This is a genomic window from Sinorhizobium garamanticum (genome assembly GCF_029892065.1).
Classification (GTDB): Bacteria; Pseudomonadota; Alphaproteobacteria; order Rhizobiales; family Rhizobiaceae; genus Sinorhizobium; species Sinorhizobium garamanticum.
This window is the reverse complement of record NZ_CP120373.1, coordinates 2,285,273-2,308,325: the sequence shown is the minus strand read 5'-3', so window position 1 is coordinate 2,308,325 and position 23,053 is coordinate 2,285,273. Positions and strand designations below refer to the sequence as shown.

Annotated in this window: 21 protein-coding genes; 5 read left to right on the top strand and 16 right to left on the bottom strand. The window is 62.3% G+C overall.

The features are described 5' to 3' along the window. Window positions 1–19: 19 nt before the first annotated feature. Window positions 20–1,270 (bottom strand): sarcosine oxidase subunit beta family protein, encoded by a 1,251-nt coding sequence (locus tag PZN02_RS10685; RefSeq protein ID WP_280657981.1) that lies wholly within the window; start codon window positions 1,268–1,270, stop codon window positions 20–22. Between the two features lie 232 nt (window positions 1,271–1,502). On the opposite strand from PZN02_RS10685, the gene cysQ reads away from it, so the two are divergent. The 3 genes from cysQ (at window position 1,503) to PZN02_RS10670 (ending at window position 4,954) form a co-directional block, all read left to right on the top strand. After that, complete coding sequence (cysQ, locus tag PZN02_RS10680; protein WP_280657980.1) at window positions 1,503–2,279, top strand: 3'(2'),5'-bisphosphate nucleotidase CysQ; 777 nt, start codon at window positions 1,503–1,505, stop codon at window positions 2,277–2,279. Window positions 2,280–2,461: 182 nt separating this feature from the next. Then, entirely contained in the window at window positions 2,462–3,319 is an 858-nt protein-coding gene (locus PZN02_RS10675; RefSeq protein ID WP_280661454.1) for an SDR family NAD(P)-dependent oxidoreductase, read from the top strand. Between the two features lie 78 nt (window positions 3,320–3,397). Further along, on the top strand, window positions 3,398–4,954 hold the full coding sequence (locus tag PZN02_RS10670; protein ID WP_280661453.1) for a VOC family protein: 1,557 nt from the start codon (window positions 3,398–3,400) through the stop codon (window positions 4,952–4,954). 18 nt (window positions 4,955–4,972) lie between these two features. Here the strand turns inward: PZN02_RS10670 and PZN02_RS10665 are convergent, their stop codons facing one another. The 8 genes from PZN02_RS10665 to speB all read right to left on the bottom strand — a co-directional run bounded on the left by PZN02_RS10665 (window position 4,973) and on the right by speB (window position 12,902). After that, entirely contained in the window at window positions 4,973–5,536 is a 564-nt protein-coding gene (locus tag PZN02_RS10665) for an NADPH-dependent FMN reductase (RefSeq protein WP_280657979.1), read from the bottom strand. Between the two features lie 108 nt (window positions 5,537–5,644). Then, complete coding sequence (locus PZN02_RS10660) at window positions 5,645–6,598, bottom strand: ring-cleaving dioxygenase (protein WP_280657978.1); 954 nt, start codon at window positions 6,596–6,598, stop codon at window positions 5,645–5,647. Between the two features lie 157 nt (window positions 6,599–6,755). Then, on the bottom strand, window positions 6,756–7,541 hold the full coding sequence (locus tag PZN02_RS10655; protein ID WP_280657977.1) for a carbon-nitrogen hydrolase family protein: 786 nt from the start codon (window positions 7,539–7,541) through the stop codon (window positions 6,756–6,758). After that, a complete protein-coding gene (locus PZN02_RS10650; protein ID WP_280657976.1) occupies window positions 7,538–8,338 on the bottom strand; it encodes an ABC transporter permease in 801 nt (266 codons plus the stop codon). The genes PZN02_RS10655 and PZN02_RS10650 overlap by 4 nt, the downstream gene beginning before the upstream one ends. Next, window positions 8,335–9,189 (bottom strand): ABC transporter permease, encoded by an 855-nt coding sequence (locus tag PZN02_RS10645; protein WP_280657975.1) that lies wholly within the window; start codon window positions 9,187–9,189, stop codon window positions 8,335–8,337. Before PZN02_RS10645 ends, PZN02_RS10650 begins: the two co-directional genes overlap by 4 nt. Next, window positions 9,186–10,223 carry an ABC transporter ATP-binding protein gene (locus PZN02_RS10640; protein WP_280657974.1) on the bottom strand — a complete coding sequence of 346 codons (1,038 nt, stop codon included), beginning with the start codon at window positions 10,221–10,223 and terminating at the stop codon, window positions 9,186–9,188. Before PZN02_RS10640 ends, PZN02_RS10645 begins: the two co-directional genes overlap by 4 nt. A 221-nt stretch (window positions 10,224–10,444) precedes the next feature. After that, window positions 10,445–11,524 carry an ABC transporter substrate-binding protein gene (locus PZN02_RS10635; RefSeq protein ID WP_280657973.1) on the bottom strand — a complete coding sequence of 360 codons (1,080 nt, stop codon included), beginning with the start codon at window positions 11,522–11,524 and terminating at the stop codon, window positions 10,445–10,447. A gap of 316 nt (window positions 11,525–11,840) precedes the next feature. Next, window positions 11,841–12,902 carry an agmatinase gene (gene speB, locus PZN02_RS10630; protein ID WP_280657972.1) on the bottom strand — a complete coding sequence of 354 codons (1,062 nt, stop codon included), beginning with the start codon at window positions 12,900–12,902 and terminating at the stop codon, window positions 11,841–11,843. Between the two features lie 217 nt (window positions 12,903–13,119). On the opposite strand from speB, the gene PZN02_RS10625 reads away from it, so the two are divergent. Both PZN02_RS10625 and PZN02_RS10620 read left to right on the top strand, forming a co-directional pair. Continuing rightward, on the top strand, window positions 13,120–14,163 hold the full coding sequence (locus tag PZN02_RS10625) for a LysR substrate-binding domain-containing protein (protein WP_280657971.1): 1,044 nt from the start codon (window positions 13,120–13,122) through the stop codon (window positions 14,161–14,163). A 72-nt stretch (window positions 14,164–14,235) separates the two neighbouring features. Next, a complete protein-coding gene (locus tag PZN02_RS10620) occupies window positions 14,236–15,414 on the top strand; it encodes an aminotransferase (protein WP_280657970.1) in 1,179 nt (392 codons plus the stop codon). Between the two features lie 5 nt (window positions 15,415–15,419). Here PZN02_RS10620 and PZN02_RS10615 read toward each other — a convergent pair whose 3' ends face one another. The 7 genes from PZN02_RS10615 to PZN02_RS10585 form a co-directional block, all read right to left on the bottom strand. Next, entirely contained in the window at window positions 15,420–16,310 is an 891-nt protein-coding gene (locus tag PZN02_RS10615) for a DMT family transporter (protein WP_425336236.1), read from the bottom strand. A gap of 164 nt (window positions 16,311–16,474) precedes the next feature. Continuing rightward, window positions 16,475–17,908, bottom strand: coding sequence for an aldehyde dehydrogenase family protein (locus PZN02_RS10610; RefSeq protein WP_280657969.1), 1,434 nt, complete (start codon window positions 17,906–17,908; stop codon window positions 16,475–16,477). Between the two features lie 16 nt (window positions 17,909–17,924). Continuing rightward, entirely contained in the window at window positions 17,925–18,659 is a 735-nt protein-coding gene (locus PZN02_RS10605; protein WP_280657968.1) for an MBL fold metallo-hydrolase, read from the bottom strand. Window positions 18,660–18,852: 193 nt separating this feature from the next. Continuing rightward, on the bottom strand, window positions 18,853–19,002 hold the full coding sequence (locus tag PZN02_RS10600) for a hypothetical protein (protein ID WP_280657967.1): 150 nt from the start codon (window positions 19,000–19,002) through the stop codon (window positions 18,853–18,855). Window positions 19,003–19,123: 121 nt separating this feature from the next. After that, window positions 19,124–20,038, bottom strand: coding sequence for a transglutaminase-like domain-containing protein (locus tag PZN02_RS10595; protein ID WP_280657966.1), 915 nt, complete (start codon window positions 20,036–20,038; stop codon window positions 19,124–19,126). A gap of 260 nt (window positions 20,039–20,298) precedes the next feature. Beyond that, window positions 20,299–21,612 (bottom strand): NAD(P)/FAD-dependent oxidoreductase, encoded by a 1,314-nt coding sequence (locus PZN02_RS10590; RefSeq protein ID WP_280657965.1) that lies wholly within the window; start codon window positions 21,610–21,612, stop codon window positions 20,299–20,301. After that, window positions 21,609–22,976: a glutamine synthetase family protein gene (locus PZN02_RS10585; RefSeq protein WP_280657964.1), complete on the bottom strand. Its 1,368-nt coding sequence runs from the start codon at window positions 22,974–22,976 to the stop codon at window positions 21,609–21,611. The genes PZN02_RS10590 and PZN02_RS10585 overlap by 4 nt, the downstream gene beginning before the upstream one ends. Window positions 22,977–23,053 lie beyond the last annotated feature (77 nt).

Genomic DNA, 23,053 nt, shown 5'->3' with positions numbered 1-23,053 from the left:
GAGCGGTTCGTCGCTGCTATTAATGAAGATTGGGTTGGGGACCGGCACCGGCCTCGTCGACGGCATAGCCGCGGGCAAAGCGGTCGAGCCTCAGGAAACGTGCGACCGGATGCGTGTCGTTCTTGGCGATCAGGTGAGCAAAGCAGTAGCCCGATGCCGGCGTGGCCTTGAAACCGCCGTAGCACCAGCCGCAGTTCAGATAGAGATTGTCGATCGGTGTGCGGTCGATGATCGGCGATCCGTCCATGCTCATGTCCATCACGCCGGCCCAGGAGCGCAGCACCCGAACGCGCGAAAGGCCCGGGATCATCGTCACCCCCTCCTCCATCACATGCTCGGCGGTGGCGAGGTTTCCGCGCTGGGCGTAGGAGGTATAGCCGTCGATCTCTCCCCCGAAGACGAGACCGCCCTTGTCGGACTGCGAGATATAGAAGTGTCCGCCACCATAGACGATCACATGATCGATGCAGGGCTTCAGCCCCTCGGTCACGAATGCCTGCAGCACGTGGCTTTCGATCGGCAGTTTCAGATCCGCCATCTCCCCGACGCGGGATGTGTTGCCCGCAGCCGCCAGCGCGAGCTTGCCGCAGCCGATGAAGCCCTTGGTCGTCTCGACACCGGTGACGACGCCATTCTCGCGGCGAATCGCGGTCACCTCGCAGTGTTCGATGATATCCACTCCGTGCCGGTCGGCGCCGCGCGCATAACCCCAGGCGACCGCGTCGTGCCGGGCGGTACCGGCGCGGCGCTGCAGGAGTCCACCGAGGATCGGATAGCGGGCGTGGTCGTAATTGAGGAAGGGGATCATCTTCTTCAGCTGGTCGCGCTCGATCAGCTCGGCCGCCACGCCCTCCATCCACATGGCGTTGCCGCGCCGTATGTAAGCGTCGCGTTGGCCGTCGCTATGGTAAAGCATGATGACGCCGCGCTGCGACAGCATCACATTATAGTTGAGCTCCCGCTCCAGCCCTTCCCAAAGCTTCATCGAGAATTCGTAGAACGGCTCGTTGCCCGGCAGCATGTAGTTGGAGCGCACGATCGTCGTGTTGCGCCCGACATTCCCGGAGCCAAGATAGCCCTTCTCCAGCACGGCGACGTTTTTGACGCCGAATTCCTTGGCGAGATAGTAGGCTGTCGCGAGGCCATGACCGCCGCCGCCGACGATGATCACATCATAATGCGATTTCGGCTCCGCCTGTCGCCATTGCGGCTTCCATTTCAGATTTCCGGAGAGAGCGTTCTTGACAATCGAGAATGCGGAATAGCGCATGAAGGCATCCAGTTCACTTGCGCCGTCACTTTTGCATAAGCAAAGCGCAACGCAAAGATGCAAGACGCCTTGCGGCTGCAAAATGCCACGGTGACGCGTCCTTCTGCGGCGACGCCAGGAGCTTCCGCGATTGCGGCAAAGAGACAGATTTGAGTATGAAGGGAGGAAGGCTATCGGTATTCCGCCCGCCTCATGCGAATCGGGGCGATGACGCCCAAAAAGAAGAATGGCGATGCTGGAAACATTGGAAAGATCGGCGCTCGCAGCCGGAAGGGCGATCCTGGACATTTACAACGCTGGGCCGGCCGTCAGCTACAAAGCCGATACTTCGCCCGTCACCGACGCGGACCACAGCGCCGAACGCATAATCCTCGCCGATCTCGCGGCGAGCTTTCCCGACATTCCCGTTATCGCCGAGGAAGCCGCTGCGGCCGGTCATGTACCCGATATTTCCGGTAAACGCTTCTTTCTCGTCGATCCCCTGGATGGCACAAAGGAGTTCGTCGGCCGCAGCAGCGATTTCACGGTCAATATCGCATTGATCGAGAACGGGGTGCCCGTTGCCGGCGTGGTTTATGCCCCCGCGCTCGGCATCCTCTATTCGGCAAACTCCAAGAAGGCGAAGAAGGCTTTAATCGAAGATGATCGCATTGCCGGTCCCCACGCAGTTATCGGCTGCCGCATCTGCGGCGACCGGCCGGTGGCGTTGACCAGCCGCTGGCACAACAGCGCCGAGACGATCACCTTTCTCGCCGATCACGGCATTACCGATTATGAGGCTGTCGGCTCGTCGCTGAAGTTTTGCCTGCTGGCCGAGGGGCTTGCCGACATCTACCCGCGCTTCAGCCGCACCATGGAATGGGACACGGCAGCCGGTGACGCCATCCTGCGCGCGGCTGGCGGCGAGACGCTGACCATGGAAGGAATGCCGCTTACCTACGGCAAGCGCAACCAGCGCCACGACAGCGATTTTGCCAATCCCTGGTTCGTCGCCCGCGGCAAGCCCTGACAGTCACCGACTCGGCGTAGCGCATTGACTGGCTCTCGCGCGCTCCTGAGCAAGATAGCGCGCTGGAAAGCGATGACATTTCAGATGTTTCACAAGCCGGTTCGCCGGTGATTGCGATGGACTTGGCGGCGGGGGCGCTCTATCTCTTTCGGAACTTTCCGCCGCCAACGGGGATCTACGCCATGTCCTACGCCGCCATCGCAAAAAACCATGTCGCCGTCATCACCGGAGCCGCCTCTGGCATCGGACTTGCAGCGGCCAAGCGCTTCGCTGGCCTCGGGCTGAAGGTTGTCCTTGCCGACCTGCCCGGTGACCGCTTGCAGGCGGCTGCGGTCGAAGTGGCAAAGGTTGCCACAGGGGGAGCGAGCGATGTCACCGCAATCGCCACGGACGTCTCCCGGCCTGACGATCTCGTGGCGTTGGCGCGCTCGGTACGCGAACGCTTCGGCCATGTGCATGTGCTGATGAACAATGCCGGCATCCAGCCAGGCAGTTCGATGTTCGGCCCGCTGGAGAACTGGGAAGCCGTGATCGCCGTCAATCTCTGGGGCGTCATCAATGGCTCGCGAATTTTCGCGCCAGCCATGATCGCCCATGGCGAACCGGCGCTGATCATCAACTCCGGCTCGAAACAGGGCATCACGACGCCGCCCGGCGATCCAGCCTACAATGTCTCAAAGGCCGGGGTGAAGGTCTTCACTGAGGCGTTGCAGCATGAACTGCGCAACACCGAGGGCTGCAAGGTCGCTGCGCACCTCTTCATCCCCGGCTTCGTTTACACGTCGCTGACCGCCCATGGACGGACCGAGAAGCCAGCGGGTGCCTGGACTCCGGAGCAGACCGTGGACTTCATGATGGAAAGCCTCGAACGCGGCGACTTCTATATCCTCTGCCCGGACAACGAGGTCGTCCGCTCGACCGATGAGAAACGCATCCTGTGGGCGGCGGGCGACATCGTCGAGAACCGGCCACCGCTTTCGCGCTGGCATCCGGACCATGGCGAAGCCTTCAAGTCCTTCCTCGCCAGCAAAAAAGACTGAGGCCCCCCACTGACCTAGCCGGGCCCCTGTAGCCAGGCCCAAGCGCGATGCGCAGTTGACATGCGGAAGGACAAGACGGTGACCAGCGGCATCCACCACATCACCCTGATCGCCCGCAAAGTGCAGGCAAATGTCGACTTCTATGTCGGCTTCCTTGGCCTGCGCCTCGTCAAGCGAACCGGCGGCTACGAGGACCCAAACCAGTTGCATCTCTTTTACGGCGATGCAGCGGGTTCGCCGGGCTCGCTCGTCACCTTCCTGATGTGGGAAGACGGCTCGCCCGGACGCGTCGGCCACGGTCAACCGAGCGAAATCGCCTTTGCCACCCCGCCGGAGAGCATCGGCTTCTGGCTGACACGCGCATTGCAATTCAACATTCAGGCGACCGGCCCTGCGCAGGAGTTCGGCGAGCCGGTGCTGCGTCTCAAGGATCCGGACGGCGTGATCGTGAAACTGGTCGGAACCAATGCGCTTGCCGAGCCTGCTCCATGGGCGAGCCGGGATATTCCGGAGACGGACGCAATCCGGCGCCTGCGCGGCGCGACCATCCTCACCGAGAAGCCAAAGGAAACCGCCCACTTCCTTCAAAATCATTTCGGCTATTCGGAGAGCGGAGCGACAGCCACGATCCGGCGCTTCACGTCGAAATCCGGAGACGTCATCGATGTGCGCGACGCCACCGGCTTCTGGACGTCGGCGCCCGGTACGGGCACGATCGACCACATCGCCTTCCGCGCGCCGGATGAGGCGACAGTGCTTGCCGTGCGCGCCGATCTCGAGCAGGAGCACGCCGGTGCGACCAACGCGCACGACCGGAAATATTTCTTCTCGCTCTATGTGCGTGAACCGGGCGGCACGCTTTACGAGCTGGCAACCGACGGTCCGGGGTTTGCGGTCGACGAGCCGGCGGACACACTCGGATCCAGGTTGTTTCTACCAACGCACCTGGAAGCCGATGCGGCTGCGACCTTGGTGAAGCTTCCGCAATTCGCCCTGCCCGGCGAGCCGCGGCTGACACCGCGCGACCTGCCTTTCATCCACCGCTTCTATCACCCGGACGAACCGAACCACCGCACTTTTGTGCTGTTGCACGGCAGCGGCGGCAACGAGACGGATATGCTCCCTTTCGGGCATCAGGTCGATCCGCATGCCACCCTGCTTGGTATGCGCGGCCGAAGCACCGAGGAAGGCTTCCCCCGCTGGTTCCGTCGCCTGTCGATGACGAGCTTCGACCAGCAGGACATCCGCTCGGAGGCAGAGGCCTTCGTCGCCTTCGTCGAGGGGGCGCGCGAGGGCTACGGGCTTACGCCCGACGAGACGATATTCATCGGCTACTCGAACGGCGCCAACATGCTGGCTGCCGTGATGCTGCTTTACCCCGGCCTCATCAGGAACGTGGTGATGATGCGGGCGATGGCCGCGCTCGAAGACGCGCCGACCCCCGCTCTTGCCGGGGCAAACATCCTGGTGCTGACGGGCAAGGAAGATCCCTACGGCAAATATGCGCCGACCCTGATAAAGGTCCTCGCCGACACCGGCGCAAACCTAAAGGCACTGGACATCGATACCCATCACGGCATCGGTGACGACGATGTCGAAGCCATTCGCCGCTGGATGGCGGAAAGCGGCCTCTGATCCGGTCGCCGGAATGCGCTACGAAGCTTTCGTCGATGCGACATACTCGGCGAAGGCCGTGACAAAGCTGCGTACCCGCTCCCTGGTCTGCTCGTCGGTCAATTGCCCCTCGCTATCGAACAAGGTGCCAGCCTTCGGTAACATCAACCGCATGCCCGCCCAAAGGTCGGCTCCGAGCGTTCGCATCACGGAAAGCCAGGCATTCTGGCTGAGAATGGTGCCGAAATTTCCGGGGGTCGCACCGGCCAACGCAAAAGGCCGACAACCGAACACCTTTTTGATATCGGCCGGCGGGCGACTAAGCCAGTCGATGGCGTTCTTGAAAACGCCGGGCATCGAGTTGTTGTATTCTGGCGTGAAGAGGATCACGCCGTCCGCCGCCATGATCTTCTGTTTGAGATCGGCCACCGGGGCCGGGATGCCGCTTTCAGCCTCGACATCGCCATCGTAAAGCGGAATGCCGTGCAGCGTCGCGGTCTCGAACTCGATTTCGGTAGGCGCGACGGACTTTGCCGCCTTCAGCAACGCCGTATTGAAGGAAGCCTTCCGCAGACTGCCCGATATGCCGAGTATCTTCGTCATGAATGCTCTTTTCCTCTTGTCTGTGCGTGAGCGGTCGCCCCTCCTCACTAGAACTAGCGGTCAAAGGACAAAAAGAAAGCCGGAACAACGCCCCGGCTTTCTTTGCAATTACTCCAACGGCTTCAATCCTGCCTCGATCTGGGCCCGCTTAGACTCCAGGAACGGCGGCAGCGAAAGGCTTTCGCCGAGCGTTTCCATCGGTTCGTCCACGGCAAAGCCGGGGCCGTCGGTCGCAATCTCGAACAGGATGCCGTTCGGCTCGCGGAAATAGAGCGAGCGAAAATAGAAGCGCTCGACCTCGCCGCTCGACGGCAAGCGGAAGCCGTTCAGCCGTTCCGTCCACTGATGCAACTGATCCACGTCCGGCGTGCGGAAGGCGACATGGTGCACGCCGCCCGCGCCCTGGCGAGCCGGTGGCAGGCCCGGTTGGACCGCGACATGCAACTCGGCCGCGGGACCGCCCTCGCCCATCGAGAAGACATGCACTTCGCCGACGCCATCGGGCGCGGCGTAGGCGCGCACGTCGGTCATGTTCATGACGTGCGTGAGCACCAGCGCCGTGTTGGTGATATCCGGCACGCTGATCGTGATCGGACCGAGGCCCTTGATCTGATGCTCGGCGGGAACCGGGCTCCTTTCCCAGGGATGGGACGGCGCAAGTTCGCCATCGTCCAGAAGCCGGAAGCGCTGGCCTTCGCCATCCTCGAAGTCGACCGAAGTCCGCCCGTCGATTTCCGTGACCTCACCGGCGGACACGTCCAGTTCGGTAAACCGGCGCTTCCACCATCTCACACTTTCGGCGCTGCCGACCCGGAGGCCGGTGCGCGAGATGCTGTGCGTGCCGCGTCCCTCTCGGCCAACCGGCCAGTCGAAGAACGTCAGGTCGGTGCCGGGCGTTGCCTGTCCGTCGGCATAGAAGAGATGATAGGCGGTCGTGTCGTCCTGATTGACGGTTTTCTTGACCAGCCTCAGCCCGAGCGTCTGGGTGTAGAAGTGCAGGTTTTTTGGCGCATTGGCCGTGATTGCCGTGAGATGGTGGATGCCGGTCAGTTGCAAGCTCATGATTGCCTCCAGTTCAATGCGTTACGGTGGCCCTTGCGCGTCTGATAAGACGCGCGGCGCCGTAAGGCGGGCATTTCGTTGAGCACAATATCGGTCGGCCCGGTCACTTCAGAAAGAGGAAACGACGCGAACAGATTGTTCTCTAAAGACGAACGACCTAGCGGCGCGGACGCTGCAGGTCTCTGAGATAGGTATTCTCCGACCGCGAAATGGCAAACAGCTCCGGATCGATCTCGGCGAAGATCAGGGTCTCGTCTGCGGAATTGGCTTTTGCCAGGAGCTGCCCGTCCGGCGAGGCGATGCGCGACGAACCGGCGAAGGAAAAAATCGCATCGGAACCGCAATGATTGATGTAGGCGACGAAAAGCTGGTTCTCGAACGCCCTTGTCTGGATCATGTGATCGGCGATAAAGGTTCCCGACCAGCCGGCCGGCAGCGCCGTCGGCACCAGTACTGCATCAGCGCCGGCAAGCGCGAGCCGGCGGACGTTTTCCGGAAACTCGACGTCGTAGCAGATCAGCATGCCGCACCTGACGCCCTCGTGTTCGAAGAGCCGCGTCGACGGTTCCGCCGGCGTGAACAGCGAACGCTCGTAGTCGCCATAGAGATGCGACTTGCGATAGACTGTTGGGGCAGCGTCACCGTCGACATAGACGGCGCTGTTGTAGACGGCATCGCCCTCGCGCTCGGCGAAGCCGGCGATGATCGCAATGCCGGCCTCGGCCGAAATCTGCTGCAGTCGCCGCACGATCGGGCCGTCGGCGGGCTCGGCGATGTCACGGATCACATCGCCGGCACCATAGCCGGTAATGCCGAGCTCGGGCGTGACCAGCAACGTCGCACCCTGGAGCGAAGCCTCCGCCGCCGCTCCGCCGATCCGGCCGAGATTGGCGGCGGTGTCACCGCCAACGGATTTCATCTGCAAAGCGGCAAGCTTCATCATTTACCATCCGATGACATGGCGCCGAGCAGCTTCGGCAGGTCCCCGAACCGGGCGACGAGGCCGAAGATGATCGCGGCGGTCGTGACGAAGAGGATCGTCACCGAGGCCATGGTCGGCGTGTAGCCGTAGCGCAGCGCATTGAAGATCTTGATCGGCAGCGTCTCCATGGTGAAGCCGACGGTCATGTAGGCGACGATATATTCATTGAGCGAGAGCACGAAGGCAAAGGCATAGCCCGAGACGATGTAGGGCAGGATCAGCGGCAGCACCACGGTGCGGAACACCATGCGCTCGTCCGCGCCCATGGTCGAGGCCGCCTCGACCAGCGAACGATCGATCGACGTGAAGCCGAGGGACAAGGTGACGAGCGGCAGCGTTACGAAGAAGATCGCGTGGCTGACGACTGCCGTCCAGGGCTGCCCGTAGAACCCGGCGGTCGCCCAGAAGGTGAGAAGCCCGAGCGCCGTGATGACCGGCGGCAGCGTGAAGGGTGCGACGCCCAGAAGCTGGAAGATGTTGGCCCAGGGCGCTATCCGCCGCCAGAGGAACCAGGCAAGCGGCAAGGCGATGGCGACGGCAAGGGCTGCCGAAAGCACGGCGAGTGTGACCGAGGCCATCAGCGCGTTTCGCCATTCTGGGTTCAGGAAGATCTCGCCATACCAGGATGTCGAAAAGCCCTGCGGCGGGAAAGCGAGCGTCTGCTTTTCGTTGATCGACACGCCGGCAACCACGATCAGCGGCAGCGCGAGGAAGAGCGCGATCAGGAAGAAATAGAACTTGCGGAAAATCGACGTCATGCCGCCTCTCCCTTGCGTCCCGCAATCACCGTCAAGGCGACCAGCCCGAGCGTCACCAGCACGAGGAACACCGCCATCGCCGCGGCGAAAGGCATGTTCGACTGGTAGATCGCCTGGTCGGTGATCAGCACCGACAGCGTCCAGTGCTGTGGCCGGCCAAGGAGCTGCGGCAGCAGATAGGAACCGAGCGCGAAGATGAAGACCATGATCAGCGTCGCAACGATCGTATTCCTGAGCGCCGGAACGACGACGGTGAAGAAGGCCTTGAGCGGCGAGGCTCCAAGCGTTCGCGCGGCCTCGGTCAAGGTCGGATCGAGTCGGATGAGCGCGGGGAACAATACAAGTACCGTATAAGGGAAGGCCTGATAGACCATGCCCGTCAGCACCGCCGCAAAGCTCGGGGTCAGCGCCTTGGCCTCGCCCATAAGGCCGAGCGCAACAAGGATGTTGGTGATCCCGGCCGTGCGCGAGAGGAGCGTCGACCAGGCGAAACCGATGATGACCTCGGAAAGCGAAAGCACCGAAAGCAGCGCAACGAGCCAGACGACCTGCACACTGCGCGCCATCCGCGTCAGCATGTAGGTGAAGGGCAGCGCCAGGACGACGCAGCAGATGGCAACGGCGATCGCCATCATGAGCGAAAAGCCCAGCACGCCGCCGAAGAAGGCCGAAAGAAAGCGGGCGTAATTGTCGTAGACGAAGGCCGGCGTATAGAAGCCGCCCTGCTGGCGCTGGAAGAAGCTTACGGCGATCATCGTACCGAAGGGCACGACGAAGAAGATCGTGAGCATCGCCGCGGGGAAAAGGAGCGGCGCGTAGTCGCCGATGGTCTGGGGCGGTTCGCGTCTCATTTCCTGAGCACCACGCAAACGTCCGGAGTGAGCGCGACGCCGACCTCCTGGCCGACGGTGACGTCCGGCCGCTCGCGCGGCGTGGAAACGGCGACAATCTGGCGGCCGGCGACATCGACAAAGGTTTCGATCGTTCCGCCAAGATCACGCACGAAGGTGACAGTGCCGGAAATCGCACCGGCACCCGGTGCCGTCAGGTGTACGTCCTCGGGACGAATTGAAAGTGTCGCCTTTGCCGCGCCGGGGAGTAGCGAGAGACCCGGCACCGACTGGCCGAGCACGGAAACATGGCCGAGCGAGTCTGCTTCGGCTTCAATCAGGTTGGTCTGGCCGATGAAGTCGGCGACGAAACTGTCCGCCGGCCGGCGGTAGATTTCAATCGGCGAGGCCGCCTGGCAGATTTCGCCACCATTCATGACAACGACCGTGTCGGCCATGGTCATCGCTTCGCGCTGGTCGTGCGTGACGACGATCGTTGTGATGCCGAGCTTCTGCTGCAACTGCCGAAGTTCCACCTGCATCGCTTCCCGAAGCTTCGCGTCGAGCGCCGAAAGCGGCTCGTCGAGCAGGAAAAGCTTCGGCGAGATTGCCAGCGCGCGGGCAATTGCCACACGCTGGCGCTGGCCGCCGGAAAGCTTGGAAACCGGCCGGTCCGCATAGCCCTGAAGGTGGATCATCGACAGCAGTTCCTCGACCCGCCGCTTCTGGTCCTCCTTCGGCGCCTTTCGGATGCGCAAGGGATAGGCGATGTTTTCGCCGACGCTCAGGTGCGGGAAGAGCGCCAGCGACTGGAACACCATGCCGAGATTGCGCTTATGGGTCGGCACGCGGGTGATGTCTTCGCCGTCGAGGCGGATCGCACCTCCGGTCGGCAGATCAAGCCCGGCGATCATGCGCAGCAACGTCGTCTTGCCGCAGCCAGACGGGCCGAGCATGCAGACGAAGGTGCCGTGCGGCACCGTGAGCTCGACATTGTTGACGGCCCTGAAGGAGCCGAATTCCTTGACGACGTTTTGAAGGGCAAGTCCCGACATATATTCCCCGTCCCGCAGCGCCGTGCGTCTTTTCAGACGCACAAAGGTCGCTGTAACGCTTTGAGTTGCTGCATGATTCTATCCTTAATCGGCTTCGATGTAAGGAACCATGCAGTAGAGCGGAACGAGGAAAATGCAGGGGCGGTTTTTCCGCCCTCGTTCCGCGCAGTCTTCGATGCGGACCTCCCGCTCGCCGGCGGGAGGTCGTTGCTCATTGGCGATCAGCCGACGATCAGCTCCGTCCACTTCTGGTTCAGCCAATCCGACTTGGTCTGGTAGAGATCGTAGCGCGGGATGATCGGCTCGATGTCCGACGAAACGGCTGCAAACTCCTTGTCCGTGAGATCAGTCGACTCGCGCTTGACCGTCGGCGAGGTGCCGACCTTGCGCGACAACGTCGCCTGAATCGACGGCTGGCACATATAGTCGATGAATGTGTGCGCTTCCTCCGTTTTCTGCGAAGCGCGCGACAGCGCCCAGCAGCCGGAATCCTGGATGCCGCCCTCCTTCGGGAAGGTGGAACGCACCGGATGGCCATCGGCGGCCGCAAGGCCGGTCACGTCATGATAATACTGGCCCATCGGAATTTCACCCGACTTCAATGCCTGCTCGAACTGCGCCTCGTCGCGATACCAGAGCCGCACATTCGGCTTCACCTCCGCGAGTTTCTCGAATGCTTTCAGGATGCCCTCCTCCGTGTCGAGCGCATTGGTGCCGCCCATGAAGGTCTTGGCGGTCACCTCGAGCAGGAAGGAGTTCGAGACGAGCGCGAGCAGCCCAAGCTTGTCGGCATTCGCCGGATCCCAGAAGGCGGACCACGAGGTCGGCGCTTCCTTGTAGACATCGGTGTTGGTGACGAGGGTGATGTACCAGGAAACGGCCCCGATACCCGCGACGCGGCCATCCGGATACTTGCTGATGAACCGGTCGAGCAGGTGCGAGGCGTTCTTGATCTTCGCCATGTCGATCGGCGTCCAGAGATCGGTCGCCTGACCCTTGAGCATTGCGACCTGCGACATCATCGAGACGTCCGCCGGAGCCTGGCCGGCACGAGCGGCCTGTTCCAACTGGACGAGCCAGGCTTCACCGGTCGGCTCGGCGACCGACTCGATCGCGATACCCGTCGCCTTGGTGAATTCAGGGAAAATGTTCTTGTCGAACGAATCCTTGAAGTAGCCGCCATAGACGCCGACCTTCAGCGACTTGTCCTGCGCTCTCAGCACCGCTGGCATCGCCAGCATCGACACACCGGCAAGCCCCGCCCCCAGCAGCGTGCGGCGCTTGATGGAATTGATGTTCATTGCACGTCTCCTTTGTTTTGGCGGCAGCCGCCGCGTTCCCTGTTGTAGTTGATTCCCTGCATCTTTTCGGCTCGCTCCGCCACCATTTCTTGCCGGAGCGATGCCCCTTGTTGGAGCGGCGCATGGCGAGGCGCGAATAGCTCGCAATCAGCCCATCCGCTGCGAAAAACCTACGTCCGCATTATCGACTGCATTGGCCATTCTGAGAAGCGCCTCGCACCCGACCGCTGCTCATGATCTCCATCAGAGCGGCCTGCTCCGATGTCAGAAAAGGCGTCATCGTGGTTCCCCGGTCTGGAAGTTTGCTTCGCGCGTGTCAGCCTGCCTTGCCGGTGATCGCCGGGCTGAAAACCATCAGGCTCAGGATCTCGAAAAGCACCTGCGCGCCGGCATGTGCCGTATTGGTCGTCGCGTCATACTGCGGGGCGACCTCGACGACGTCGCCGCCGACGAGATTGATGCCCTTGAGCCCGCGAATGAGTTCAAGCACCTCACGGGTCGTGAGCCCGCCGACTTCCGGCGTTCCGGTGCCTGGAGCGAAACTCGGGTCGAGGCTGTCGATGTCGAACGAGAGGTACGTCGGACCATCGCCAACGATCTTCTTCGCCTTTTCGATGATAGCCGGAATACCGAGGCCCGTAACTTCCTCGGCGTGGATGACCGTCATGCCGGACTCGTAGGAGAACTCCCAGAGATATTCGGCCGAGCCGCGAATACCGATCTGGACGACGCGGGTCGGGTCGAGCACGCCGTCGAGAACGGCGTTGCGGAACGGCCCGCCGTGATGGAACTTGGTGAGGTCAAAGGCCCCGCCGGTGTCGCAATGGGCATCGATATGAATCATGCCGACCGGGCGCCTCTTGCCGACCGCCTTCAGGATCGGATGGGTGATCGAATGATCACCACCGACTGAAAGCGGCACCACGCCAGCATCGACGATCTGGTTGATGCGCTTTTCGATGTCTTCATGGCTCAGCTCCAACCGATAGCGGCTTCGGAAGGCAATGTCGCCGATATCGGCCACCCGGAGATCGTGGACGGGCGCGCATCCGAGCACATGGTTGTAAGGACCAATGCGCTCGATCGCACGGAGCGCCCTCGGTCCGAAACGGGAGCCCGGACGATTGGTGACACCGAGATCCATCGGTATGCCGACGATCGCCACCTGGAGATTGCCGAAATCCGGGTTTTCGGCGTCGACCGGCATATAGGGCGCGGTCAGGAAGGTCGGGATGCCGGAATAGGGCGCCAGCCGCGTGCCGCTCTTGGTGAAGATCTTGTCAGCGACCTTGCGAAAGGTGGGATCGAAGAGTTCGCCGCCATGGCTTTCGCCATATTTCGCCTTCAATTCGTTGAGCTTCTCTTCATCCCAAGCCATGCGCCCGAACCTCCGTGTGTTCTGCCGGGGACATTTGCGCGAGGCACCGCAAATGACGATCTGCGGTTTCGCCGGCTTTGCCGGCGCGGTCACGTTCCCCAGGCTTTTGCCCTTGTTGGCGCATATTAGGAGACAATTCCGCTGGAAAATCAATTGACATTGTTATAGCGTTTCGTGTGAGAAAAATTCACATTCTTACCGCCTTCCGGGAGCCGATTTGTCGAGCCGCCTGCCTCCTCTCAATCCGCTGCGTGCCTTCGAGGCAACCGCCCGGCGCGGCTCCGTTTCGGCGGCGGCGCGCGAGCTCAACGTTACCCACGGTGCGATCAGCCATCAGATCCGGGCGCTCGAACTCTCGTTCAACGCCGCGCTTTTTGAGCGCGGCGGCAAGCGGCTGAGGCTGACCCCCCAAGGGGCCCTGCTGCTGCCGGCCGTCACCCACGCCTTCGCCGAGATCGCCGCCGCCACCGCCGCCATGACGCGCCCGGCGACAAGCGGGGAGCTCAAGATCACCTGCGTGCCGGCGCTGCTGTCCTTCTGGATGATCCCGCGCCTGCACCAGTTCACCGAACAGTTCCCGGACGTCAGGCTGACGCTGATCGCCTCCAACGATGCGGCACATCTCCATTCGCCTGACGTCGACATCTGCCTGCTCTATGGCGATGGCAACTGGAACGACTGCTGGGCGAAGCTCTGGAGCCGGCTCGAGCTTTTCCCCGTTGTCAGCCCGACGCTCCTCAACATGCGGCCGCTGCGCTCCGTGCGGGATCTGCGCGATCATGTGATGCTACACGGCGACGACGGCCGCGAGTGGAACACCTGGCTGGCCGCCGCTGATGCGATCGATCTGCAGCGCGGCCGCCAGCATTTCATGAGCGATGCACGGCTTTCGACCGAGGCGGCATTGCACAATCAGGGCGTGGCGCTTGGCGACACGATCACGGCGGGAAGTCTGATCGCGCGCGGCGAGTTGATCGCGCCCTTCGATCTAACGGTGCCGGCCAACGACGCCTTCTTTGTCGCCTGCCGCAACGAAATCCGCGCCGCGCCGATCGTTCGCGTCTTCATCGACTGGTTGTTCGCCGCCCTTGAGAGCGACCCGATGCCGGAGCTGCAGGTCTCCGCGCGCACCATCATTCGCAGCCGCATGTCGAGGCCGGAAACCGCGCGAAAGTCGACAACGGACGGCTTTCAACCCGTCTCGTCTCCGGCGCGCAACCGTCGCCCGGAACGCCCCAAGAAACGCAAGGCCAAATCATAAAACGGCGCACAGGGCCTGCCGCAATTCTCTGCCAGCCATTCGTCCCCGCTTACCACCAACAGGAAGGTTCACATGCCGCATTTCAATCCCCTCGTCGAAAAGCTCTCGCCGCCGCCGGTTCCCTCGGTGCTCGCCTGGGCGAGGGCCTACGACGGGGCCAGAGGTCCGCTGATCGATCTTTCGCAGGCCGTGCCGGGTTATCCCGCGCATCCGGACATGCTGAAATGGCTCGGCGAGGCATCCGCCTCGACCGCCTACACCGGTTACGGTGCGATCGAGGGCGAGGCGGAATTGCGCGCGGCCTATGCCGCCCATGTCGCCGGTCTCTATGGTGCGGCGGTTACGGCCGACAACATTCACATCACCTCCGGCTGCAACCAGGCCTTCATGTGTGCTGTCATGGCGATCGCCGGCGCCGGCGACACGGTCCTGATGACCAACCCCTATTATTTCAATCAGGAAACAACGCTCGCGATGCTCGGCATAAATGTCGAGCTGGTACCCTGTGACGCCGGCGCCGGATTCCTGCCGGAAGTCGAGGAGATCGCCTCAGCGCTTCGCCCGGGCATTCGCGCGCTTGCACTCGTCTCGCCGAACAACCCGACCGGCGCAGTCTATCCGCCGCAATTGCTCCAGCGCATCCACGAAGCCTGCCGCAAGAACAGCACGTGGCTGATCCTCGACGAGACCTATCGCGACTTCCTGCCATCGGCAGACGTCGCGCCGCACGGCCTGCTTCAGGCAAATGGTTGGCAGGACAGCTTCATCGGGCTCTACAGCTTCTCGAAATCCTTCTGCATTCCCGGCCACCGCCTCGGTGCAATCACCGCCGGTCCGGCGCTCGTCAAACAGATCACCAAGATCATGGACAACCTGCAGATCTGTGCTCCGCGTGCAGCCCAAGCCGCAGTCGCGATAGCCATTCCGGCGCTTGCAGATTGGCGGCTTGCGAACCGCGGCGAAATTGCCGCGCGCGCCTACGCGCTCAAGGATGTCATGAGCCGGCTGCCGAAATGGAAGATGCAGGCGGTCGGGGCCTATTTCGCCTATATCCGCCACCCCTTCCCCGATATCGATTCGCAGTTCGTTGCCGAGAAACTGGCGAAGCTTGCCGGTGTGATCTGCCTGCCGGGTGATTGTTTCGGCGAGGGCCAGGACAACTATCTGCGCTTTGCCTTCGCCAATGCCGATGTTGCGACGATCCGCAGGCTCGAAGAACGGCTCGCGGGCTTCGAACTGCCCGGCATCTGACGAGGTTATCCGCGGCGCGCGATCAAGATCCCGACGAGCACGATCGCGCCGCCGATTGCCTGGTTAAGGCCCACCGGTTCGCTGAGCAGCACCCAGGCGAGGATCGCCGCCACGACGGGCTGCAAGAGCAGCGTCAACGACGAGAAGGCGGCCGGCAAATAGGCGAGCGCATAGGTGATCGCGACCTGTCCGCCCGCATGGCTGACGAAAGCGAGACCGAACACCATCGCCCATCCGAAGGCACTTGCCGGGAAGAGCGAGGGTTCGGCGACAAGCGTTATCGGCAGCATGCAGACAGCGGCGGAGGCCGTACTCCAGATCATGATCCGGTTGGTATCGAAGCGGCTCCGCAATTTGCCGATTGCCAGGATATAGCCCGCGTAGAACATAGCGGCGACGACCGCGATGCCGTCGCCGAGAACGTCGCCGCCAGCGAGCGCCGTCGGCCCGCCCTTCAGGATCACGACGCCGGCGATGGCTGTGGCGAGCCCCGCGACGAAGACGCCGCTGACCGGCGCCCGAAATAGCGCCCAGCCCGCGAGCGTGACGAAGACCGGTGCCAGGTTTGCGAGCAGCGTCGCGTTCGCAACCGATGTCATGGTCAGCGCGAGATGCCAGGCGGCGAGGTCGATCGCGAGAAAGACGCCGGGCAGTATGAGCATGGCGTAATCGGAGAATTGCTGCGGCCGCTTGTCGCTTGCCGGCCAGTTGCGCAACCACGACCAGGCGACAAGCGGGATCAGCGCTAAGGCCACGCGCCAGAAGGCGGTCGCCATCGGCCCCACCTCGGAAAGCCGCACGAAGATCGGCGATCCGCCGATGGCGCCGCCGCCGAGCAGCAGCGCTGTCATCGCAATCGAGTTGCGGGAAGAAACGGAAGCGGCGGCTTGGGTCACGGCGATGTCCAGTGGGTCAGCTGAAGATGGATGCCGCAGGATCAATGGCATCCCGGCATGCCAGCTATCAGAACCCACCCGCAGACAACAGCCGACAACCGCTAATTTAGCGACAAAAATTCAGCCGGCGGGCGAACACCGGCTGTATCTCAGCATGCAGAGGATCAGGCCGCGTCCGGAACGTGTACGGTCTTCACTTCCAGGAAATCCTCGAGGCCGAACAGGCCGCCCTCGCGGCCATTGCCGGACTGCTTGTAGCCGCCAAAGGGGCTGCCGTACCGGTGCGGTCCGCCGTTGATATGCACCATGCCTGCGCGCAGCCTTGCGGCGACACGTTCGGCCCGTTTCGGGTCTCCCGTCTGGACATAGGCCGCCAGCCCGTAATTGGTGTCGTTGGCGATCCGGATCGCTTCCTCTTCCGTGCCGAAGGGAATGATCGCAAGCACCGGGCCGAACACCTCTTCACGCGCGATGCGCATGGTGTTGTCGACGTCGGCAAAGATCGTCGGTTTGACGAAGTAGCCCGTCTCGAAGCCTTCCGGCTTGCCCACACCGCCGACGAGCAATTTGGCGCCTTCGGCAATCCCTGCTTCGATCAGCGCCTGCACGCGGCCATATTGGATGTGGCTGACGAGCGGCCCGATGTGCGAGCCCTCCTTGGTCGGATCGCCGACCCTGGTCTCGGCGCCCACGCGCCTCGCAATCTGCACCACGTTGTCGTAAACGCCGCGCTCCACCAGCATGCGCGTCGGCGCGTCGCAGGACTGGCCGGAATTGTTGAAGCATTCGAGAATGCTGCCGGTGACGCGTTCCTCGAGATCGGCATCCGCAAAGACGATGTTCGGCGACTTGCCGCCAAGTTCCAGCGTCACGCGCTTGACCGTCTCGGCCGCATCCTTGCTGACGGCGATGCCAGCCCGGGTCGAACCGGTGAACGACATCATGTCGACGTCACGGTGTTTCGAGAGCGCGGCACCGGCGTTGATACCGTCGCCGTTGACGAGATTGAAAACACCCGCCGGGAAGCCTGCCTCATCGATCATCTCCGCGTAGAGCATGGCGTTGAGCGGCGTGAATTCGCTGGGCTTCAGGACGCAGGTGCAGCCGGTCGCAAGCGCCGGCACGACCTTCAGAGCGATCTGATTGATCGGCCAGTTCCAGGGCGTGATCAGCCCGCAAACACCGATCGGCTCGCGCAGCATGACATCGCCGTTCGGCAGCCGGTCGCGCGTCTTCAAGCGTTTCAGCGCGTCGATGAAGCCCTGCAGGTGGCCGACGCCGACATCGGCCTGTTGCTCCCGTGCCATCCTCGCCGGCGCGCCTAATTCCATCGTGATCGTTGCAGCCATCTCGTCATAGCGGCGCTTGTAGATCGAAAGCAGCTTTTCGAGCAGCGCCAGACGCTCCTCGACACTGGTCTGGCTATAGCTTGCGAAGGCTTTCTTCGCCGCGGCGACGGCGCGATCGATGTCGGCGGCAGCACCCATCGAAATCACGGCTATCGGTTGCTCGGTCGCCGGATTTAGAACCTCCAGATCCTTCGCCTCGATCGGATCGACCCATTCACCGTTGATGTAGAATTTTCTCTTGTCGAGCATTCGCTCCTCCTTCCCGTCAAATTGTCTTTTCTTTCATGGCGAGCCAGTCCTGGATGAGCTCCCGGTAGCGTTCGCCCGAAAAGCTCGGGAAATGCCCGCCGTGCACAATGCGCGCTGGCATTCTCAGCAGACGCTCCATCGACGCGAGGTAATCATCTGCGTTGGAATGATAGGTATCCTCGACCAGCGGACCGTCATAGAGAATGTCGCCGCTGAAGAGCACGCCGGTTTTCTCCTCCCAGAGCGCGATGCCGCCGGGGGAATGTCCCGGCGTGTGGATAACCTCGAAGATCCGGTCACCGAGATCGATCGTATCGCCATCTTCGAGAACACGCGTCGCGGCGGCCGCTTTGACACCATAGCATTGCGAACAATAGGGTTCCGGCGGCAGCGCATCGAAGATGTCGTCGGTAACATAAGGATCGGCAAGCGTATTGGCGCGCGTCGGATGGGCGAGAAGGTCGGCCTCGGCCGCGTGCACCGCCCGGCACTCGAATTCATGATGACAGCCGATGTGGTCGAAATGCGTATGGCTCGCCACGGCAATGAGCTCGCGTTCCGTTACCAGCGGCACCCACTGCCTGAGCGAGACGACACCCATGCCACTGTCGACCAGCATGTCGCGGTCACGGCCGCGCACGTGCCAGACGTTGCAGCGATAGAACTCCTGGATGAACGGCTCCGAAATCGAGGTGACGTCATCTTCGAGACGCTTCACCAAATACCAGTCTTCCGGAGCAATCCGCCGCATATGTCGCACATTCCCGCTTGCCGATGGCAAGGCTACGACGTCGGCAGCCTGGACTGCAAGCGGAACGATGTCCGCCGCACGCGGCGTCCCGACAAGGGCGGAGGAAAAGGAAACGATCGTGTTCGAGATTACGCCGAGCGGCTACTGCCGTGCATGAGCATCTGTCGCGGTCAGGTTAGCCACCACTGGCGGTTTAGATCGCGCCGATGATGAGCGCCGCGACAAAACTGAATGCCGCCGCAATAGCAATGGTGTGAGGAATGAGATTGCCCCGGGAGCGTCGCCTCGGTTGTGCAGCGTAGATCGTGTAGCGGGATTGGGTTGTCGCCTTGATCGCGTGCATCTTGCCTCTCCGCTGTTTTCGAAGTAGCTATGTTCTCCTATATTATCCATTGAGTTTATAGATATTATTTTCTGCCAATCGCGTTTGAAATGAAAAATCCATTTACGGCGTCTGGCCGCGTTCAGTGCCGGTTGCGGTCGCGCTCCTGGAGATGGCGCGACCAAGTTTCGCTGAACCAGGGCGTCAGCAGCGAAACGTCGGCCCCGCGGTGCGACCGGGCGAGCGAGACATCGGTTTCGACGGAGGTCCACACGGTAAAGACGGTGAGTTCATGCTTCCCGAAGGTCTGGATCAACGGGACGTCCGCGGCGTCGCGGCCGCGCGCAACGGGAATGCGGCCGATGCGTCGCGCATTGTTCTTGGCATCGAAGGTATACCAGCGATCGCCGAGATAAACCTCGAACCAGGCATTGAAATCCATGGGTGCCGGGCTCTCCGGTACGCCGACATTGGTCATGTAGCCGTTGACGTAGCGCGCCGGCATGTTCATGCAGCGGCAAAAAGCGATGGCGAGATGAGCATAGTCGCGGCTCACGCCCAGGCGACCTTCGTGCGCCTCGAGGGCCGTGCGCATTGCCTGCGCATAGCCATAGCTGAAAACCAGCCGATCATGGACATAGTCGCAGATCGCCTGGACGCGCTGCCATCCGGCGGGAACGTCGCCGAAAAGCTTCCACGCCAACGCGCCGAGGCGGTCGGTCTCACAATAGCGGCTGGCGGAAAGATAAGGCAGCCAAGCGGGCGGAAGCCTTTCCACGGGTACGGCTTCGGCCAGTGGATCCGAGGCATCGGGCCTGCCGTCATCGTTGATCACAGCGTCATAGCTGAGCTTGGTTTCGCCCGCGTGCAACACCATCCGCAGGCAGGCGTTGCCGTGAGGATCGGTGATTTCCTCCATCGCCAGGATCGGCGATGCGACGGGGCCGCGCTCACGGACGATGTTGTCACGCCGCTCGGGTACAACCGAAAGATAAGTCATCATCGGCGTCGGCTGCGTGCACCGAACGCCGATCTCGTAGCCGAAGCGTATGAACATTTCCGACCTCCCTGATCGACCGCGGGCCCGCGGCCGGGGGCGTGAATGCCCTGAAATAACTGTTCACGCGTCGCGTTTGCCGCGATCTCGATTTGTTGAGCTCCGCTCCGAAGAGAATGCCCGAGGTGCACCCTTGCGGCATGCCGGACATCACGCCCGATCTGGATGCGCTGGTCAGGCGGTCCGGCCAAAAAATTCTAGCGCATCATCGGCCGGAGAGAAATCGATTTGAAGGGCGCGTCCGTCGCAAGCTCGGCCATTCACCAGCCGACCGCATCCTTGAAGGAATACCACCAGGAACCGATCGTCGAATATTGTGCACGGAACATGCGTCCGCCCGGGAACGGATACCATGGCAGTTTCTCGAAGACGTCGAAGCGCGCGGTATCGCCATCGATCGCCTCGGCGAGCGTGCGACCGAAGAGATGGGAACCGGTGACGCCATGGCCGCTATAGCCGTGGGCGAAATAGGTGTTGGCGCCGATCCGGCCCATCTGCGGCACGCGCGTGAAGGAGAGGGCGAAATTCCCGCTCCAGGCATAGTCGATCTTCACACCCTTGAGCCGCGGGAAGACCTTTTCGAGATTGGGCTTGAGCTTGGCGACGACATCCGCCGGGTCGGTGCCGCCATAGACGGTGCCCCCGCCGAAAATCATCCGCTTGTCGGCGGAGAGCCTGAAATAGTCGAGGATATAGCGCACGTCCTCCACGCACATGTCGCTCGGGATCAGAGAATGGGCGAGTTCCTCGCCGAGCGGCGCCGTAGTGATCATCTGCGTCGAGACGGGCATGACGCGCGAAACAAGCTTCGGCACGGCATCGCCGAGATAGGCGTTGCCGCAGAGCACGACAATGCGGGCACTGACTTCGCCTTCCTGCGTATAGACCGTCGGTCGCGCCGCCTCGTGGTCCACGCGTGTCACTGGTGACATCTCGTAGATCGCGCCGCCGAGGCTCTCGAAGGCGCGGGCTTCGCCGAGCACGAGATTAAGCGGGTGCATGTGGCCGCCCGTCGTGTCGAGCATGCCGCCGCAATAGGCATCGGAATTGACGTACTTCCTGAGCGCTTCGCGGTCGAGAAGCTGGTGGTCGTCCATCCCGTATTTGCGCCAGAGCGCCTGCTTGGCCTCCAGTTCCTTCATATGCGCGGCGGTATAGGCGGCATAGATGTTGCCGGGCTTCAGGTCGCAGTCGATCTGGTATTGGCTGACGAGCCGGCGAATGATCCGCCCGCCCTCCTGCACCAGGCCGCCGATGAAACGCGCCGCGTCCTCGCCATAGCGGCGCTGGATGGTCGACAGGCTGGCATTGAGGCCATTGACGACCTGTCCGCCATTGCGACCCGAGGCGCCCCACCCCACTTGCGCGCCTTCGATCACCGTGACCTTGTAGCCCTTTTCAGCGAGGTGGATTGCCGTCGACAGGCCCGAATAGCCCGCGCCGACGACGCAGATGTCGGTCTCGATGCGGCCCTGAACTTTGACCGGGGTACGGATGATGTTGCGGGAGGCGGCGTAATAGCTCGTCGGGTACCTGCCGTCACCGGCGTAGGATTTCTTTGCACTTGTCATCATACGATTTCCAGATAGGCGCTGAACTCATAGTCCGTAACCTGCTCGGCAAAGCCGGCGATCTCCTGGCGCTTGCAGGCGATCAGCATGGAGCGAAGCACGGGATCGAAAATCTCGGCGGCAATCGGTCCGGCCTCGAAAGCATCGACCGCCTGCCCCCACTCGGCAGGAATTTTGGGCAGTTTCTCCGCATCATAGGCCCGCCCCTCAACAGGTGCCGCTGGCTTCCATTTGTTGCGGATGCCGACGAGTGCTGCACCGAGGATCGCGGCGATGACGAGGTAGGGGTTTGCATCGGCGCCGGCGACACGGTGCTCGATGCGCCGCGCCGCCGGATTGCCGCCCGGAATGCGGATCGCCGAGGTACGGTTCTCGTAGCCCCAGGAAATCGAGGTCGGCGCGTGGGTGTCGGGCCTCAGCCGCCGGTAGGAGTTGAAATGCGGCGCGAAGAGCAGCGTCGTCTCCGCCATCCCTCGCAACAGTCCCGCGACCGCATGCTTCAGCACGGACGACCCTTCGTCACTGCCGTCATCGAAGACATTGTTGCCTTCCTCATCGAGCAGGCCGAAATGGACGTGCATGCCGTTGCCGGATCGTGTGCCGTAGGGCTTGGCCATGAAGGTCGCGGCGAGCCCGTGCTTGCGGGCGACGCCCTTGACGATGCGCTTGAAGAAGATCGCGTCGTCCGCCGCCTTCAACGGATCGTCCGTGTGGAGCAGGTTGATCTCGAACTGGCCGATGCCGTTCTCTGCAATCGCCGCGTCCGCCGGCACGTTTTGCCGCGCGCATTCTTTGTAGACGTCGGAGAAGAACTCGCCGAAATCGTCAAGCTCGTCGATGGACAGGATCGCGTCGGAATCGAGCCGCTTGCCGGTATAGGGCGAGATCGGCGGCACGGCGCTGTCGGGCTCCGGATCGATCAGGTAGAATTCCATCTCGGTCGCCACGACCGGGCGCAAGCCCAGTTCGCGGTATTCCCTGACGATGGCCGCAAGTGCCTGACGCGGATCGGCGAGGAATGGCTTGCCGTCCTCGACGAAGAGCCAGAGAGGCACCAGCGCGCTTGGCCGGGACGTCCAGTTAACCGGCAACGCCCCTCGCCCGGTGACACCGCATATGCCGTCGCGGTCGCCGGTCGCGAAAACCTGTTCGCTGCCGATGATGTCCTCTCCCCAGACATCGACGCCGACGATCGAGAGCGGCATGCGGATGCCGCCGCCGAGCACCTTGGAGGCCTGTTCGACCGGCACACGCTTGCCGCGCATGATGCCGTTCAGGTCGCAGATAACCGCCTGGATGCTTTCGATCGGGCCGTTCTGTTCCAGCCAAACCTTGAACGCGCTTGGATCTTCCGCCTCTAGAGACATATCTCAATTCTTATTTTGTGATCACATTTTTAGAAAGTTGACATAATTCACGATTTGAAGTCAAGCTTGACCGGTGC